Source organism: Streptomyces sp. WY228, from assembly GCF_019287315.1.
Classification (GTDB): Bacteria; Actinomycetota; Actinomycetes; order Streptomycetales; family Streptomycetaceae; genus Streptomyces; species Streptomyces caviscabies.
Window position 1 is genome coordinate 6,249,557 of the sequence record NZ_CP079114.1, and the last position, 15,544, is coordinate 6,265,100.

At 70.2% G+C, this 15,544-nt stretch carries 14 protein-coding genes and 5 tRNA genes; 15 read left to right on the plus strand and 4 right to left on the minus strand.

Annotated features, from left to right (window positions below):
• Nucleotides 1-5: 5 nt before the first annotated feature.
• A complete protein-coding gene (locus tag KV381_RS27420) occupies nucleotides 6-3,818 on the minus strand; it encodes a nitrate- and nitrite sensing domain-containing protein (RefSeq protein ID WP_218786615.1) in 3,813 nt (1,270 codons plus the stop codon).
• Nucleotides 3,819-4,404: 586 nt separating this feature from the next.
• On the opposite strand from KV381_RS27420, the gene KV381_RS27425 reads away from it, so the two are divergent.
• The 9 genes from KV381_RS27425 (at nucleotide 4,405) to KV381_RS27465 (ending at nucleotide 8,323) form a co-directional block, all read left to right on the plus strand.
• Nucleotides 4,405-4,587 carry a hypothetical protein gene (locus KV381_RS27425; protein WP_030084985.1) on the plus strand — a complete coding sequence of 61 codons (183 nt, stop codon included), beginning with the start codon at nucleotides 4,405-4,407 and terminating at the stop codon, nucleotides 4,585-4,587.
• Nucleotides 4,588-4,681: 94 nt separating this feature from the next.
• Complete coding sequence (locus tag KV381_RS27430) at nucleotides 4,682-5,467, plus strand: fumarylacetoacetate hydrolase family protein (RefSeq protein ID WP_137234502.1); 786 nt, start codon at nucleotides 4,682-4,684, stop codon at nucleotides 5,465-5,467.
• On the plus strand, nucleotides 5,460-6,935 hold the full coding sequence (gene gltX / locus KV381_RS27435) for a glutamate--tRNA ligase (RefSeq protein WP_218786616.1): 1,476 nt from the start codon (nucleotides 5,460-5,462) through the stop codon (nucleotides 6,933-6,935). Before KV381_RS27430 ends, gltX begins: the two co-directional genes overlap by 8 nt.
• An 85-nt stretch (nucleotides 6,936-7,020) precedes the next feature.
• The gene (locus KV381_RS27440) at nucleotides 7,021-7,740 is read left to right on the plus strand and encodes an HAD family hydrolase (RefSeq protein ID WP_098024847.1); all 720 of its coding nucleotides are present in this window, start codon (nucleotides 7,021-7,023) and stop codon (nucleotides 7,738-7,740) included.
• 88 nt (nucleotides 7,741-7,828) lie between these two features.
• Nucleotides 7,829-7,900, plus strand: a tRNA-Gln gene (locus tag KV381_RS27445).
• Nucleotides 7,901-7,938: 38 nt separating this feature from the next.
• Nucleotides 7,939-8,011 (plus strand) — tRNA-Glu (locus KV381_RS27450).
• 62 nt (nucleotides 8,012-8,073) lie between these two features.
• A tRNA-Glu gene (locus tag KV381_RS27455) sits at nucleotides 8,074-8,146 on the plus strand.
• A 12-nt stretch (nucleotides 8,147-8,158) separates the two neighbouring features.
• A tRNA-Gln gene (locus KV381_RS27460) sits at nucleotides 8,159-8,230 on the plus strand.
• A 20-nt stretch (nucleotides 8,231-8,250) separates the two neighbouring features.
• Nucleotides 8,251-8,323: transfer RNA gene (locus KV381_RS27465), tRNA-Glu, on the plus strand.
• Nucleotides 8,324-8,541: 218 nt separating this feature from the next.
• Here KV381_RS27465 and ndgR read toward each other — a convergent pair.
• A complete protein-coding gene (gene ndgR, locus KV381_RS27470; RefSeq protein WP_003966003.1) occupies nucleotides 8,542-9,258 on the minus strand; it encodes an IclR family transcriptional regulator NdgR in 717 nt (238 codons plus the stop codon).
• 173 nt (nucleotides 9,259-9,431) lie between these two features.
• On the opposite strand from ndgR, the gene leuC reads away from it, so the two are divergent.
• The 4 genes from leuC to KV381_RS27490 all read left to right on the plus strand — a co-directional run bounded on the left by leuC (nucleotide 9,432) and on the right by KV381_RS27490 (nucleotide 12,604).
• A complete protein-coding gene (gene leuC / locus KV381_RS27475) occupies nucleotides 9,432-10,859 on the plus strand; it encodes a 3-isopropylmalate dehydratase large subunit (RefSeq protein WP_030629472.1) in 1,428 nt (475 codons plus the stop codon).
• Between the two features lie 2 nt (nucleotides 10,860-10,861).
• Nucleotides 10,862-11,455: a 3-isopropylmalate dehydratase small subunit gene (leuD, locus tag KV381_RS27480; RefSeq protein ID WP_030084995.1), complete on the plus strand. Its 594-nt coding sequence runs from the start codon at nucleotides 10,862-10,864 to the stop codon at nucleotides 11,453-11,455.
• A gap of 104 nt (nucleotides 11,456-11,559) precedes the next feature.
• Nucleotides 11,560-11,787: a hypothetical protein gene (locus KV381_RS27485; RefSeq protein ID WP_030084997.1), complete on the plus strand. Its 228-nt coding sequence runs from the start codon at nucleotides 11,560-11,562 to the stop codon at nucleotides 11,785-11,787.
• 142 nt (nucleotides 11,788-11,929) lie between these two features.
• Nucleotides 11,930-12,604: an HU family DNA-binding protein gene (locus KV381_RS27490; protein WP_030084999.1), complete on the plus strand. Its 675-nt coding sequence runs from the start codon at nucleotides 11,930-11,932 to the stop codon at nucleotides 12,602-12,604.
• Between the two features lie 112 nt (nucleotides 12,605-12,716).
• Here the strand turns inward: KV381_RS27490 and KV381_RS27495 are convergent, their stop codons facing one another.
• Complete coding sequence (locus KV381_RS27495) at nucleotides 12,717-12,920, minus strand: hypothetical protein (protein ID WP_030085001.1); 204 nt, start codon at nucleotides 12,918-12,920, stop codon at nucleotides 12,717-12,719.
• A gap of 10 nt (nucleotides 12,921-12,930) precedes the next feature.
• The gene (gene cofC / locus KV381_RS27500; RefSeq protein WP_030629479.1) at nucleotides 12,931-13,614 is read right to left on the minus strand and encodes a 2-phospho-L-lactate guanylyltransferase; all 684 of its coding nucleotides are present in this window, start codon (nucleotides 13,612-13,614) and stop codon (nucleotides 12,931-12,933) included.
• 150 nt (nucleotides 13,615-13,764) lie between these two features.
• Here cofC and KV381_RS27505 point away from each other — a divergent pair, with 150 nt between their 5' ends.
• Entirely contained in the window at nucleotides 13,765-14,517 is a 753-nt protein-coding gene (locus KV381_RS27505) for a 1-acyl-sn-glycerol-3-phosphate acyltransferase (RefSeq protein ID WP_030085005.1), read from the plus strand.
• Nucleotides 14,514-15,524: an NAD(P)H-dependent glycerol-3-phosphate dehydrogenase gene (locus KV381_RS27510; protein WP_030085007.1), complete on the plus strand. Its 1,011-nt coding sequence runs from the start codon at nucleotides 14,514-14,516 to the stop codon at nucleotides 15,522-15,524. The genes KV381_RS27505 and KV381_RS27510 overlap by 4 nt, the downstream gene beginning before the upstream one ends.
• Nucleotides 15,525-15,544 lie beyond the last annotated feature (20 nt).

The window sequence follows — 15,544 nt, forward strand, 5'->3', positions numbered from 1 at the left end:
CTCAACTAACGCTCCTGCTGGTGAGTGGGGCCGAGATGGATACTGCCGGTCTGCGAGCCGTTGTTGGCCTGCCGACCCTGCTGGATGCCCCGGCGGAGATTGGTCAGACGACCGCGCACGTCATCGGGCGCACGCGAAACCTGAGGTCCGGACTGGTGATTCTGCTGCTGTGCGGTCCCCGGAACCAAATTGGCGCGGGGAACACGGCGGGGCAGCCCGGAAGTGGTGACACCGCCGGCCGCGGGCTTCTTGACCCGTTCGGCCTGGCGTACGAGTTCGTCGTTGGGCGAGGCCCGCCAGGAACTGGTGACCGAGGGGTCGGCCGCACCACGCTGAGGCATGGGCGGAACGGGCACACCGGTCGGCTCCGGAGCGGCCGGCGCCTGCGGCTCGGCGGGCTGCTGCTGGCCGCCCTGGCCCGGACCGTGGAACCAGTTCGTCTCCAGCGTGTCGTACAGCGGCGTACGCCCGTCCCCGGGACCGGCCGGCGGCAGGGCCTCCGGCTGCTGAGGCTGGGACGGCAGCGCCGGACGCGGGGCGCCGAAGTCGTTGCCCTCCGGGCCACGCCGACGCGGCGCGGGCAGCTGCTGCTGACCCTGGTCGTAACCGCCCTGGCCCTGGTCATAGCCGCCCTGGCCCTGCTGGTTGCCGCCCTGGCCCTGCTGGTCCTGGTGCGGCTGCTGCGGGACACCGAAGTCGGGCCGCGCGAACTGCGCGGTGCTCGCCGGGTCCTGGCCCTGCGGAGCCTGCTGCGGGTACGAGCGGTCCTGCGGAGCCCCGGGAGCCGAGAAGTCGGGACGGGCGAACTCGGAGGTCGCGCCCGGGCCCTGCCGGTCGTCCGCCGGCCGCTGGTTCGGCGGGGCGAACGGGTCCTGGCCGGGGCCCGCCGGCCGGGCGAACTGCCCGGTCGTGTCGTGCTCCTCGTGACCGCGCGGGGTGTCGGCGCCCCAGCTGGTGGCCGCCGGACGCTGCGGCTGCGGGTTGCCCCCGGGCAGCTCGGCACGCGGTCCACCGGGCGGCGGCAGCTGACGGCCGGGGCCGCCGGACTGCGGGAAACCGCCCTGGGCGGGGCCGTTCTGTCCCGGCCGTCCCTGGGGCTGCTGCGCCCCGGGGCCCTGCTGGTTCGACGGGTTCTGCTGGCCCTGCTGGTTCTGCCAGCCGGACGGGGCCTGCTGGTTCTGCTGGTTCTGCGGTGCGAACGGGCCCGGGCGGCCGTTCTGCCCGGGGGAGGGCGGAGCGCCGTGCCCGAACAGGTTGGGCTGCGCCGGGGCCTCGCTCGGGGAGCCGCCCTGGGCGCCGCGGGCGCCGAGCCGGGCGCTGTTGCCGAAGGCGCCGGAGAGACCGCCGCCCTGGCGCTGGGGCGCCTGGCCCTGGGCCGGGAAGTCCTGACCCGGGCCGTCGTTGTTCGGCTGGCCGCCGCCCTGCGGGCCCTGCTGCCGGCCCGCCGAACCGTCCCGGGACGGCAGCGCCGCCCGGGGACCCGCGCCGGCGCCGACCTGGCCGCGCTGGGCGCCGGGCCCACCGCCGAGGCTCTTGGCACCCGGACCGCCCGGACCACTGCCGAGACCGGCGCGCTGGCCGCTGCCCGCGCCGTTCCCGTTGCCCGCGAGCAGTCCGCCCGGTGCGCCGGACTGCTGCCCGGAACCCTGCTTGGACGGCGGCTGCTTGCCACCGTGCGCGACGTCGACGGGCAGCATGACCAGCGCGGTCGTACCGCCGGAGTCGGAGGGGCGCAGCTGGATCCGGATGCCGTGACGCAGCGAAAGACGGCCGACCACGAACAGACCCATGCGGCGGGAGACGGAGACGTCCACCGTCGGCGGCTGCGCGAGCCGCTCGTTGATCGCGGCGAGGTCCTCGGGCGAGAGGCCGATGCCGGTGTCGTGGATCTCGACGAGCACCCGGCCGTCGGGCAGCGCGTGACCGGTGACCCGGACCTTCGTCTGCGGCGAGGAGAACGACGTGGCGTTCTCCAGCAGCTCGGCGAGCAGGTGCACGAGGTCGTTGACGACCCGGCCGGCGACCTCGGTGGCGGGCACCGCGGAGAGCTCGATGCGCTCGTACTGCTCCACCTCGGAGGCGGCGGCACGGAGCACGTCGACCAGCGGGACGGGGCGGGTCCACCGGCGACCCGGCTCCTCGCCCGCGAGGACGAGGAGGTTCTCGCCGTTACGGCGCATGCGGGTCGCGAGGTGGTCGAGCTTGAAGAGCGAGGAGAGCTGGTCCGGGTCGGCCTCGCGGGACTCCAGTTCGGAGATGAGCGAGAGCTGGCGCTGGATGAGGCCCTGGGAGCGGCGCGAGAGGTTGGTGAACATCGCGTTGACGTTGCCCCGGAGAAGGGCCTGCTCGGCGGCGAGGCGGACGGCCTCGCGGTGCACGTCGTCGAAGGCCGCGGCCACCTGGCCGATCTCGTCCCGGGAGTGCACACCGACCGACTCGACGGAGGTGTCGACGTCCTGCGGGTCGGTCTCGGAGAGCTGCTTGACGAGCTCGGGCAGCCGGTCCTGGGCGACCCGGGTGGCGGTGTCCTGGAGGCGGCGCAGCGAGCGGATCATGGAGCGGGCCACCACGAAGGCGCCGACGAGCGAGACGCCGAGCACGAGGAGGATGACCGCACCGTTGACGATCGCCTCGCGCTGGGAGGCCTGGCGCAGTTCGCGGGCCTTGGCCTCCATGTCGCTGAGGAGGGTGGCCTCGATCGTCTCCATGGCCTTGATCTTGATACTGCTCTGGTCGTACCAGTCGAGGTAGGACCGGACCTGCTTGCCCTCGATCCCGTTCGTGGTGTCCAGGATCCGCTTGGCGTACATGTTCCCGGCGTTGATCTCCGGGTTGCCGTTGTCCAGGGGAGCCATGAGCTCCTCGGCGCTCTCCCCGGTCGTCCCGTAGATCGTCTTGAACGAGGTGAGGGCGCGGGACTCCTTGGCGAGCGCGTTGGAGCCGAACTGCCGGTCGTTCGGGTTGAGGTGCGGCTCCTTGACCGAACCGCCGGGCAGCGCCGCGGCGATGATCGCGCGCTGGACCGAGGCGTACTCCTTGGCGGAGGAGAACGCCGCCAGGGCCCGGGTCCGCTTGATCATGTCCGGGTTGTTGGTCGCCTGCGCCATGTCCTGCGAGAGGCTCAGCAGCGAGGTGATCAGCTGGTTGTACTGGTCGATCGTGTTGAGACTCGGCGTGCCCTCTTCGTACGCCGTCTTGCGGATCGTACGGATGGTGCCGAGCTGGGAAGCGATCTGCGAGATGCTCGCGTGGATGCTGTCGAGCGCCTCGTCGCCCTCGGAGTCACCGATCGAGTCGGTCTCGTCGAGGAAGGCGTCCTTGGCCCGGTCCGTCTTGTCCCGGGGCCCGGTGACCTTGTAGTCGGTGGCCTTGGTCTTGTTCGACAGCGGACCGGCCGACTGGTCGCGCTCCACCTGGAGTTCCCGGGCGAGCGTGGTCGCCTGCTTGGTCATCTTCGTCAGCAGCTGCATGTGTTCCAGCTGCTGCATGTCGTTCATGGACTCGTTGATCCTCAGACCGCCCAGCGTGGTCGCCGCGACCACGGGGAGGGCGAGGAGCGAGACCAGTCGCGTACTGATGCGCCAGTTACGGAGCGCTATTCGCGAACCCGTGTCGATCGGGCCACGCGGCTGTGCGGGCGTGTTCGGCTCGGCGCCGCCGCCCGTCGTGGAGCCCGGGCGCTGCGCACGGTCGCTGTTGTCGCCGGCAGCGGCCGGCCCGGGGCTCTGGGCGTGCTGGGGCGAGGAACCGCGGTCGGTCCCGCCGCGCGGCTCCTGTTCCGCCGGAGCGCTGCCATCCCTCTTGAAACGTCCCTGCACTAGCGTCGCAACCTCTGGACCAGGCGTCCCGCCCGCAGGTATGCGGACAAGAACGGTGTCGGCGTCGTGGGGCGCTGGACGCGCCCCATGGTGGTCGTATGAGTGACCGGCGTACTTCCCCCTCCCGCCGCCACTCGGCGCTGCGTTGCGCCCCGGCGCGCCGGATCTGAAGCCCGCGGCGGTGCGTGGAATTCCAGCACAGTGCAGGATCTCCAACAAGGCCCATGTACCGGGCTGTGACCTGGGTGACACGTTGTGATGAATGAGTAACAAGCAGTGGAGAGTGATCGTGGGTAAAGCGGACTATTAGGGGCGAGTCATCTAGGGGTGGGGGGTGTCCCAGTCGCGATGATCAGGAGCGGAATGGTGGATTCAGTGGTGCAATGTCCGTTTTCTGGATCACGATCGACTGTCCGTAATGAGTGAATTGTCGATTAGTTCGTGAGCAAACTCACATGATGATCGTCGCCTCATCCCGGCTCGCGCGGGGAATCGGATGTTTAGCCTGACGCTTTACAGGGATGGCGAATCCGACAAGCCGGCGCCGCGACGAGCGGTGCCCTCACCGACAGGGTCCTGACGGCAGATGAAGACGACGACGATGTTCCGCAACATTGCCAACCCCCGGCGCACCACGCTGGCGCACCTCAAGGACGCCGAAGCGCTGCAGACGCCGCCGGCCCCGGAGCACGCCGCCGACCTGCCCAACGTGACGGCCAACCCGCGCCGCACCATCCTGATGGAAGCCCCGGTCGCGGCCGCCCAGTAGCCACCGTCGGTATACGCGAGCTGTGCCCCTCCCGCGGAGTTAGCCTGGAGCGTCAGTCTTCAGCCAGCCAGCAAGTGAGGGGCGACAGCATCCCGTGCGCATCGCCAGGTTCTCCATCGACGGCAATGTCGCCTTCGGCGCCGTCGAGGGGCAGGGCACCGTGGAATCCGGTGACCTCGTCCTCGACATCATCAAGGGCATTCCGTACGCCGACTTCGAGCTCTCGGGCACCAAGGTCCCGCTGAACAAGGTCCGGCTGCTGCCCCCCGTGCTCCCCAACAAGGTCGTGGCCATCGGCCGCAACTACGCGGAGCACGCCGCCGAACTCGGCCACGAGGTCCCCGACGCGCCGATCACCTTCTTCAAGCCCACCACCTCGGTGATCGGCTCCGGCGACGCGATCGAGTACCCCTCCTTCTCCAACGAGCTGCACCACGAGGCCGAGCTGGCCGTGGTCATCGGCCGCATGTGCCGCGAGGTCCCGCGCGAGCGCGTCAAGGACGTCATCCTCGGCTACACCTGCGCCAACGACGTCACCGCCCGGGATGTGCAGCAGCGCGAGAAGCAGTGGGCCCGCGCCAAGGGTTTCGACACCTCGTGCCCGCTGGGCCCCTGGGTGGAGACCGACGTCGACCCGCACGACCTCACCATCCAGGCGACGGTCAACGGCGAGCAGCGACAGCTCGGCCGCACCAGCGACATGGTCCGCTCCATCGAGGACCTGGTCGTCCACATCACGGAGGCCATGACGCTGCTCCCGGGCGATGTGATCCTCACGGGCACCCCCGCAGGGGTCGGTCCCCTGCACGTCGGCGACGAGGTCGCCGTCACCATCGAAGGCATCGGCACTCTCACCAACAAGGTGATCAAGCGTGGCTAACGCACCAGTCCGTGTACGTTTCTGTCCCTCCCCGACCGGCAACCCCCACGTGGGCCTGGTCCGGACGGCGCTCTTCAACTGGGCCTTCGCCCGGCACCACCAGGGCACCCTGGTCTTCCGGATCGAGGACACCGACGCGGCGCGCGACTCGGAGGAGTCCTACCAGCAGCTGCTCGACTCGATGCGCTGGCTGGGCCTGGACTGGGACGAGGGCCCCGAGATCGGCGGCCCGCACGCCCCCTACCGCCAGTCGCAGCGGATGGACCTGTACAAGGACGTCGCCGAGAAGCTCCTCGCCGGCGGGTACGCCTACCCCTGCTACTGCACCACCGAGGAGCTGGACACCCGCCGCGACGCCGCTCGCGCCGCCGGAAAGCCGTCCGGTTACGACGGCCACTGCCGCGACCTCACCGCCGAGCAGAAGGCGGCGTACGAGGCCGAGGGCCGCACCTCGATCGTCCGCTTCCGGATGCCCGACGAGGCCATCACCTTCACCGACCTGGTCCGCGGCGACATCACCGTCCAGCCGGAGAACGTCCCGGACTACGGCATCGTCCGCGCCAACGGGGCCCCGCTCTACACGCTGGTCAACCCGGTCGACGACGCCCTGATGGAGATCACCCACGTCCTGCGCGGCGAGGACCTGCTCTCCTCCACCCCGCGCCAGATCGCCCTGTACCGGGCGCTCATCGAGCTGGGCATCGCCAAGGACACCCCCGCCTTCGGTCACCTGCCGTACGTCATGGGCGAGGGCAACAAGAAGCTCTCCAAGCGCGACCCGCAGGCCTCGCTCAATCTCTACCGGGAGCGCGGCTTCCTCCCCGAGGGCCTGCTGAACTACCTCTCGCTGCTCGGCTGGTCGATCGCCGAGGACCGCGACATCTTCTCCATGGACGAGCTGATCGCCGCGTTCGACATCAAGGACGTCAACGCCAACCCGGCCCGCTTCGACCTGAAGAAGGCCGAGCACATCAACGCCGAGCACATCCGCATGCTCGACGTGAAGACCTTCACCGAGGCCTGCGGCCCCTGGCTGAAGGCCCCCTTCGCACCCTGGGCCCCCGAGGCCTTCGACGCGGAGAAGTGGACCCGGATCGCCCCGTACGCCCAGACCCGGGTCACGGTGCTCTCCGACATCACCGACAACGTCGATTTCCTCTTCCTCGACGAGCCGGTGGAGGACGAGGCGTCCTGGACCAAGGCGATGAAGGGCGACCCGGTGGCCCTGCTGACCACGGCCCGCGCCAACCTGGAAGCGGCCGACTGGAGCGACCCGGAGTCGCTGAAGAACGCCGTCCTCACCGCCGGCGAGGCCCACGGCCTCAAGCTCGGCAAGGCCCAGGCCCCGGTCCGCGTCGCCGTCACCGGCCGCACGGTCGGCCTGCCGCTCTTCGAGTCCCTGGAGATCCTGGGCCGCGAGAAGAGCCTGGCCCGGGTGGATGCGGCGCTGGCGAAGCTGACCGCGTAAGCAAGCACGGAACGCCCCGGGGAGGGCCGCAGCCGACCGGCTGCGGCCCTCCTCTCGGGTCCTCCGGGCGGCTACCGTGAGATCCATGCCGATCCGCGCCGTGCTCTGGGACATCGACGACACGATCTTCGACTACGCGGGCGCCGACCGGACCGGAATGCGGCTCCACCTGGAGAGCACGGGGCTGCCCGAGGCGTACGCGTCGGTGGACGAGGCGCTGGCCGCCTGGAAGGCGATCACCGCCGTGCACTGGGCGCGCGTCGCCGCCGGGGAGACGGACTTCCTCGGCCAGCGCCGGGACCGGGTGCGGGACTTCCTCGCGCGGACGATGGCGGACGCGGAGGCCGACGCCTGGTTCGCCGGTCATCTGACCCACTACGAGGCCGCCTGGACGCTCTTCCCGGACGTGCTGCCGGTCCTGGACCGCCTGGCGCCCGACTACCGCCACGCGATCCTCTCCAACTCCAGCGGCCACAACCAGCACCGCAAGCTCACCGCGCTCGGTGTCCGGGACCGCTTCGAGGCGATGGTCTGCGCCGTGGAGCTCGGGATCTCCAAACCGGAGGCCGGCGCCTTCCACGCGGCCTGCGAGGCGCTCGCGCTGGAGCCGCACGAGGTGGCGTACGTGGGCGACGAACCCGACATCGACGCGAGCGGGGCCGTGGCCGCCGGGCTGACGGGGATCTGGCTCGACCGGCGGGGGAGGGGCGGGCGACCGGACCTCGTGACGATCACCGGGCTGGACCAGCTCCCCGGCCTGCTTGCAGGCGATACCCGTTTTGGAGCGCCGGACACCTTCGGGTAATGTTCTTTCTGCGCCGCCCGAGCGGGCCGAAAGATCCGGCCGGGAAGCGCAGACAGAAGTGAAGCCCCCTCCAGGGGTTGCATTTCAGTGGGCTATGGTGTAATTGGCAACACTACGGTTTCTGGTACCGTCATTCTAGGTTCGAGTCCTGGTAGCCCAGCGTAAGACCAAGCAGTACGAGCACGACCAGCAGGACAAGCCCCCGTTGTGTAGCGGCCTAGCACGCTGCCCTCTCACGGCAGTAGCGCCGGTTCGAATCCGGTCGGGGGTACAGATCCTTCCCGCGAGAACATCATGGGTCGCACCCATCGCTCTCGATGCAGGATCGCTAGGGCCCCCGTTGTGTAGCGGCCTAGCACGCTGCCCTCTCACGGCAGTAGCGCCGGTTCGAATCCGGTCGGGGGTACTTGTCACACCATGGGCTATGGTGTAATTGGCAACACTACGGTTTCTGGTACCGTCATTCTAGGTTCGAGTCCTGGTAGCCCAGCGCAAGTCAGCAGTAATCACGCCCCCGTTGTGTAGCGGCCTAGCACGCTGCCCTCTCACGGCAGTAGCGCCGGTTCGAATCCGGTCGGGGGTACAACAGAGCGGTACGGAAAGGCCCTTCACCTCGGTGAAGGGCCTTTCCGCTTGCCCGGACCAGGGCGTCCCGGGCCAAGTGGCCCATGTGGCAACGCTGTTGGCAGGGGAAAGAAAAAGGGCCGCCACGGCGCTGGGGCGGCCTTCCGGGAGACGGTGAGAAGAAGAGACGGGGAGAGGGGGGAGCGGGGGAGCGGAGCCGGTGACGGGCGGGCGGGGTCAGCCCGTGCGGCGCAGGGCCTCGCTCAGCCGCGCTGCCGAGTCGATGACGGCCTGGGCGTGCATCCGGCCCGGGTGGCGGGTCAGCCGCTCGATCGGCCCGGAGACCGAGACGGCGGCGACCACCCGGTTCGAGGGGCCGCGCACCGGGGCGGAGACCGAGGCCACGCCCGGCTCCCGCTCGCCGATCGACTGGGCCCAGCCCCGTCGCCGTACGCCGGAGAGCGCCGTCGCCGTGAACCGGGCGCCCTGGAGGCCCCGGTGCAGCCGCTCCGGCTCCTCCCAGGCCATCAGGATCTGGGCGGAGGAGCCCGCCTTCATGGTGAGCGTGGAACCGACCGGCACCGTGTCCCGGAGTCCGGACAGCCTTTCCGCCGCCGCCACGCAGATCCGCATGTCGCCCTGCCGGCGGTAGAGCTGCGCGCTCTCGCCGGTGATGTCGCGCAGGTGGGTGAGCACCGGTCCGGCCGTGGCCAGCAGGCGGTCCTCGCCCGCCGCGGCTGCCAGTTCCGACAGCCGGGGGCCGAGAATGAACCGGCCCTGCATATCCCTCGCCACCATCCGGTGGTGTTCCAGTGCCACGGCCAGTCGATGGGCCGTGGGCCGTGCGAGCCCGGTCGCCGCGACCAGCCCGGCGAGGGTGGCCGGACCGGACTCCAGGGCGCTCAATACCAGAGCTGCCTTGTCGAGAACGCCGACGCCGCTAGAGTTGTCCATACGACGATACTCCCGTCTCACTCTGTGAAACGCAAGTTCAATTTTCGGCGGAAGTTGCGAACCTGTACGGGCGGCCCCACAACGGCTCGTAGCCACCGCCCCGCACGGGGGTCCGGACGGAGGCACACCAATCTCTAGTTGGGCCGGCGAAGACGCCGGCCGGAGGGAAAGCGATGGGTAGGACACTCGCGGAGAAGGTCTGGGACGACCATGTCGTCCGGCGCGCGGAGGGCGAGCCCGACCTTCTCTTCATCGATCTGCACCTGCTGCACGAGGTGACCAGCCCGCAGGCCTTCGACGGTCTGCGGCAGGCCGGACGTCCCGTGCGGCGCCTCGACCTCACCATCGCCACCGAGGACCACAACACCCCGACCCTCGACATCGACAAGCCGATCGCCGACCCGGTCTCGCGTGCCCAGCTGGAGACCCTGCGCAAGAACTGCGCGGAGTTCGGCGTCCGGCTGCACCCGCTGGGCGACGTCGAGCAGGGCGTCGTCCACGTGGTGGGCCCGCAGCTGGGGCTGACCCAGCCGGGCACCACCGTGGTCTGCGGCGACTCCCACACCTCCACGCACGGCGCGTTCGGCGCGCTGGCGTTCGGCATCGGCACCAGCCAGGTGGAGCACGTCCTGGCCACCCAGACGCTGCCGCTGGCCCGCCCGAAGACCATGGCCATCACGGTCGAGGGCGAACTGCCCGACGAGGTCACCGCGAAGGACCTGATCCTGGCGATCATCGCCCGGATCGGCACCGGCGGCGGCCAGGGCTACATCCTCGAATACCGCGGCTCCGCCATCGAGAAGCTCTCGATGGAGGCCCGGATGACCATCTGCAACATGTCGATCGAGGCCGGCGCCCGCGCGGGCATGATCGCCCCGGACGCCACCACCTACGACTACCTCAAGGGCCGCGACCACGCCCCCGTGGGCGAGGACTGGGACGCCGCCGTCGCGTACTGGAACACGCTGCGCTCCGACGACGACGCGGTGTTCGACGCCGAGGTCGTCATCGAGGCCGCCGAACTCGCCCCGTTCGTCACCTGGGGCACCAACCCCGGCCAGGGCGCGCCCCTGTCGGCCAACGTCCCCGACCCTGCTTCGTACGAGGACGCCTCGGAGCGGTTCGCCGCCGAAAAGGCCCTGGAGTACATGGGGTTGACCGCCGGACAGCCGCTGCGCGAGATCAGCGTCGACACCGTCTTCGTAGGTTCGTGCACCAACGGCCGCATCGAGGACCTGCGCAACGCGGCCTCGATCCTGGACGGCCGCAAAGTCGCCGACGGCGTAAGGATGCTGGTCGTCCCCGGCTCGGTCCGGGTCGCGCTCCAGGCCGTCTCCGAGGGCCTGGACAAGGTCTTCACCGAGGCCGGCGCCGAATGGCGGCACGCGGGTTGCTCGATGTGCCTCGGCATGAACCCCGACCAGCTGGCCCCCGGCGAGCGCTCCGCCTCCACCTCGAACCGCAACTTCGAGGGCCGGCAGGGCAAGGGCGGCCGCACCCACCTGGTCTCGCCCCAGGTCGCCGCCGCCACCGCGGTGCTGGGCCATCTGGCCTCGCCCGCCGACCTGTCCGACGCCCGTACCCCCGCCGGAGTCCGATAGCCATGGAAGCCTTCACCACGCACACCGGCCGGGTCGTCCCGCTGCGCCGCAGCAACGTCGACACCGACCAGATCATCCCCGCCCACTGGCTGAAGAAGGTCACCCGCGACGGGTTCGAGGACGGGCTCTTCGAAGCCTGGCGCAAGGACGAGAACTTCGTCCTCAACCGCCCCGAGCGCCAGGGCGCGTCGGTCCTCGTCGCCGGTCCCGACTTCGGTACGGGCTCCTCCCGCGAACACGCCGTCTGGGCCCTGCAGAACTACGGCTTCAAGGCGGTCATCTCCTCCCGCTTCGCCGACATCTTCCGCGGCAACTCGCTGAAGAACGGCCTGCTCACGGTGGTGCTGGAGCAGAAGGTCGTCGACGCGCTCTGGGAGCTGACGGAGGCCGACCCGACCGCCGAGGTGACCGTCGACCTGGAAGCCCGCCAGGTCCGCGCCGAGGGCGTCACCGCCGACTTCGAGCTCGACGAGAACGCCCGCTGGCGCCTGCTCAACGGCCTCGACGACATCAGCCTCACCCTTCAGAACGAAGCGGACATCGCCGCGTACGAGGCGGCCAGGCCGGCCTTCAAGCCGCGTACCATTGCCGCCTGAGCAGCACTTTTCCAGGACTGCGCCCCCTGCCTCCCGGCAGGGGGCGCAGTCGCTTGTTGAGACCCCGTCGGGCGACAACTCGCCCCAGATGGCACAATCGGTGCATGGAACGCGACAGCCAACTCAAGCTCTATGGCCAAGTCGCCGACCGATTGAAGGAAGCGCACGCGAAGGTGCGTGCACTGCAAGTCCCGGAGGGCGTACGGATGGCGCTGACCCGGAAGCTGTTGGTCGTCACGGCCGCGGCGAAGCACGATCTCCCGGACGCGGCAAGGCGTCTGGACCGGTTGATGAAGGACCTCGATGAGGGCCGATTCCCCGAAGGTGACTGACACGTGGAACTGCGCATCGGTCGACTTCGTTGCGGCACTAGGGTGATTAGCCCGTTTCGTGTTTGATTTGCGGTATATATCTGCCTAACGTGCGAAAAAGCTTGAACACTTTCGTTCTGGCAATGTCTCCGAAGGGGAAGACGTGAACAAGGCGCAGCTCGTAGAAGCGATTGCCGACAAGGTCGGCGGCCGTCAGCAGGCCGCGGACGCCGTCGACGCGGTACTCGACGCGATCGTCCGTGCCGTGGTCGCCGGGGACCGTGTCTCGGTCACCGGCTTCGGCTCGTTCGAGAAGGTCGACCGCCCCGCCCGGTACGCCCGCAACCCGCAGACGGGTGAGCGCGTCCGGGTCAAGAAGACCTCGGTGCCCCGCTTCCGCGCGGGTCAGGGCTTCAAGGACCTGGTGAGCGGCTCGAAGAAGCTCCCCAAGAACGACGTGGCCGTCAAGAAGGCCCCCAAGGGCAGCCTCTCGGGCGGATCTTCCGCCGCCCGTACGACGGTGAAGGCCGCCGCCGCCAAGAAGTCGGCCGCCAAGAAGGCCACCGCGAAGAAGACCACCGCCAAGAAGGCGACCCCGGCGAAGAAGACCACCGCCGCGGCCAAGAAGGTCACCGCGAAGAAGACCACCGCGACCGCCAAGAAGGCGTCCGCGGCCGCGAAGAAGGCGACCCCGGCGAAGAAGACCTCCGCCGCGGCCAAGAAGACCGTCGCCAGCAAGACCGCGCCCGCCAAGAAGACCACGGCGAAGAAGGCGCCCGCGAAGAAGACCACGGCGCGCAAGACCACGGCCAAGAAGGCCACCGCACGCAAGAAGTGAGACCGGGCCACCCGCTCGCACCTCACAACGCGCCGGGCCGGGCTCCCCTCCGGGGGAGCCCGGCCCGCGGGCTGTCCGGGCCCCGTTCGGCCCAGGCCCCGGCGAACAGCTTCTAGAACGTCTGCAGGGTCACCAGCGTGATCCGCAGCGCCGCCCCCTCGCCCTCGCCCTCGATCCGCACCCGCTGCCCCGGACGCAGCAGCAACAGACCGCCCGCGTCGAAGGCCGGGGCGCCGAACTCCACCGGGGTGCCGTCGTCCAGCAGCACGCTGCCGCTGCGGGTCTCGGGGTCGTACGTGTACGAGGTCGCCTGCATGGGCGGCAGCCTATCGGTCGGCCGCCGGGGCGGACACGGCCGCGATCCGCGCCGTGTGCGGCCCCACCCCCAGGGCCAGGGCCACCCGCAGATCCTCGCCCGTATCGACGTCCCGGCGCACCGAGTCGACACCGGACAGCACTATTTCCACCGCCCCCGACGCCAGGTGCCGTGACCCGGACGGGCCACCGAAAGCCGGACGGAATTCCGCACCGCTCGCGGCGGACAGAAATGTCGTACCGATTCCTGCCGCGTCCCGGAGAAATGCGCTGGGAAAAGCGGAAGCAAAATCGAGCACCCGCTCCAATTCACCGGTGCGCAGCGCGGGCAGATCGGCGTTGAGCGCGGCCACCGCGGCGGCGGGCCGGACGGCCCGCACCGAGCGGGCGCCGTGCGCGAGCGCCGCGTTGAGCCCGGCCCCCGGAGCGTCCGGCACGATGCGCGCCCCGAGCGCGGAAAGGGCCGCCGCGGCCGCGGCGTCGTCCGTGACGACCACCACATCCCGCACCCGGGCACAGGCCAGCGCCGCCGCCACCGTGTCCTGGGCGAAGGCCAGGGCCAGCAGGGGCCGCGCGGCCTCGCCCGCCGCCCGCCCCAGGCGGCTCTTGGCCCGTGCGAGCGGCTTCAGCGGAACGACCAGGGACCAGGGCCCGGCCGGATCGGTGTTCGTGGCGATCTCCCCCTCCGTACGCATCAGCGCCTATTCTCGCCTGCCGGTACGACAACCCGGAGGACCACTCCGCAACGTGAGGCGTACGGTGTTCTCGACAGAGCAGGGGCCTGGGGCGAGACTTGACCGTCAGTAGCCAGCCAGCAGGTCAAAGTCCCTAAGGAAGGTGTCCGAGTGTCCCGCCGCAGAATCGGCTTCTGGTACCGCCTGGCGGCGGTTATCGCCAAGCCGCCATTGGTGGTTCTGTTCAAGCGCGACTGGCGGGGGATGGAACACATTCCGGCCGACGGCGGATTCATCAGCGCCGTCAACCACAACTCCTATCTGGACCCGCTCTCCTACGGCCACTTCCAGTACAACAGCGGCCGGGTGCCGAGGTTCCTGGCCAAGGCCGGCCTCTTCCGCACCCCGTTCGTCGGGATGATGCTGCGCGGCACCGGCCAGATCCCCGTCTACCGCGAGACCACCAACGCCCTGGACGCCTTCCGGGCCGCCGTGGAGGCCATCGAGCGCGGCGAGTGCGTCGCCTTCTATCCCGAGGGCACCCTCACCCGCGACCCCGAGATGTGGCCGATGGCCGGCAAGACCGGGGCCGCCCGGGTCGCCCTGATGACCCGGGCGCCCGTCATCCCGGTCGCCCAGTGGGGCGCCAACCACGCGATGCCGCCGTACGCCAAGGAGAACAAGTTCCGGCTCTTCCCCCGCAAGACGCTCCGGGTGCAGGCCGGACCGCCCGTCGACCTCAGCCGCTTCCACGGCCTGGAGCCCACCCCCGAGGTGCTGCGCGAGGCGACCGAGGCCATCATGGCGGCCATCACCCGCGAGCTGGAGGACCTGCGCGGCGAGAAGGCGCCCGCCGAGCTCTACGATCACCGCAAAGCCCGTGCTGAACAACGGCGCAGGGCCCAGGGAAAGGGACCCACGTGACGCACCCCGTAAAAGCAGCCGTCTTCGGAACCGGCTCATGGGGTACGGCCTTCGCCGTGATCCTCGCCGACGCGGGCTGCGACGTCACCCTCTGGGGGCGCCGCGCCGAGGTCGCCGAGACCATCAACACCACGCACACCAACCCGGACTACCTCCCGGGCATCGCGCTCCCCGACACCGTCCGCGCCACCACCGACGCCGCCGAGGCCCTGCGCGGCGCCGAGTTCGCCTTCCTCGTGGTGCCCTCGCAGACGCTGCGCGCCAACCTCGCCGACTGGGCCCCGCACCTGGGGCCGGACACCGTCCTGGTCTCCCTGATGAAGGGCGTCGAGCTGGGCACCGCCGAGCTGATGAGCGAGGTGATCGCGGACGTCACCAAGGTCTCCGCCGACCGTATCGCCGTCGTCTCCGGCCCCAACCTGGCCAAGGAGATCGCCGAGCGCCGCCCCGCCGCGGCCGTCGTCGCCTGCGCCGACGAGTCCGTCGCCCAGCGCCTCCAGGCCGCCTGCCACACCGCGTACTTCCGCCCGTACACCAACACCGACGTGGTCGGCTGCGAGCTCGGCGGCGCCGTGAAGAACGTCATCGGCCTCGCCGTCGGCATCGCGGACGGCATGGGCCTCGGCGACAACACCAAGGGCTCCCTCATCACCCGGGGCCTCGCCGAGACCACCCGTCTGGGTCTGGCCATGGGCGCGGACCCGTTGACGTTCTCCGGACTCGCGGGACTGGGCGACCTGGTGGCGACCTGCTCCTCGCCGCTCTCGCGCAACCACACCTTCGGCACCAACCTCGGCCGCGGCATGACGCTCCAGGAGACGATCGCCGTCACCAAGCAGACCGCCGAGGGCGTCAAGTCCTGCGAATCGGTCCTCGACCTGGCCCGCAGGCACGGGGTCGACATGCCCATCACCGAGACGGTCGTCTCCATCGTCCACGAGGGCAAGTCCCCGGTCGTCGCGGTGAAGGAGCTGATGTCGCGGAGCGCCAAGGCCGAGCGACGCTGACTCCTCCTCTACCAGCAGGT

Bases quoted from the DNA above. Each gene is read 5' to 3' on its own strand.
- KV381_RS27425 (WP_030084985.1), top strand. From the start codon at position 4,405: ATGAAGACGACGACGATGTTCCGCAACATTGCCAACCCCCGGCGCACC.
- KV381_RS27440 (WP_098024847.1), top strand. From the start codon at position 7,021: ATGCCGATCCGCGCCGTGCTCTGGGACATCGACGACACGATCTTCGAC.
- ndgR (WP_003966003.1), bottom strand. From the start codon at position 9,258: ATGGACAACTCTAGCGGCGTCGGCGTTCTCGACAAGGCAGCTCTGGTA.
- leuC (WP_030629472.1), top strand. From the start codon at position 9,432: ATGGGTAGGACACTCGCGGAGAAGGTCTGGGACGACCATGTCGTCCGG.
- leuD (WP_030084995.1), top strand. From the start codon at position 10,862: ATGGAAGCCTTCACCACGCACACCGGCCGGGTCGTCCCGCTGCGCCGC.
- KV381_RS27485 (WP_030084997.1), top strand. From the start codon at position 11,560: ATGGAACGCGACAGCCAACTCAAGCTCTATGGCCAAGTCGCCGACCGA.
- KV381_RS27495 (WP_030085001.1), bottom strand. From the start codon at position 12,920: ATGCAGGCGACCTCGTACACGTACGACCCCGAGACCCGCAGCGGCAGC.
- cofC (WP_030629479.1), bottom strand. From the start codon at position 13,614: ATGCGTACGGAGGGGGAGATCGCCACGAACACCGATCCGGCCGGGCCC.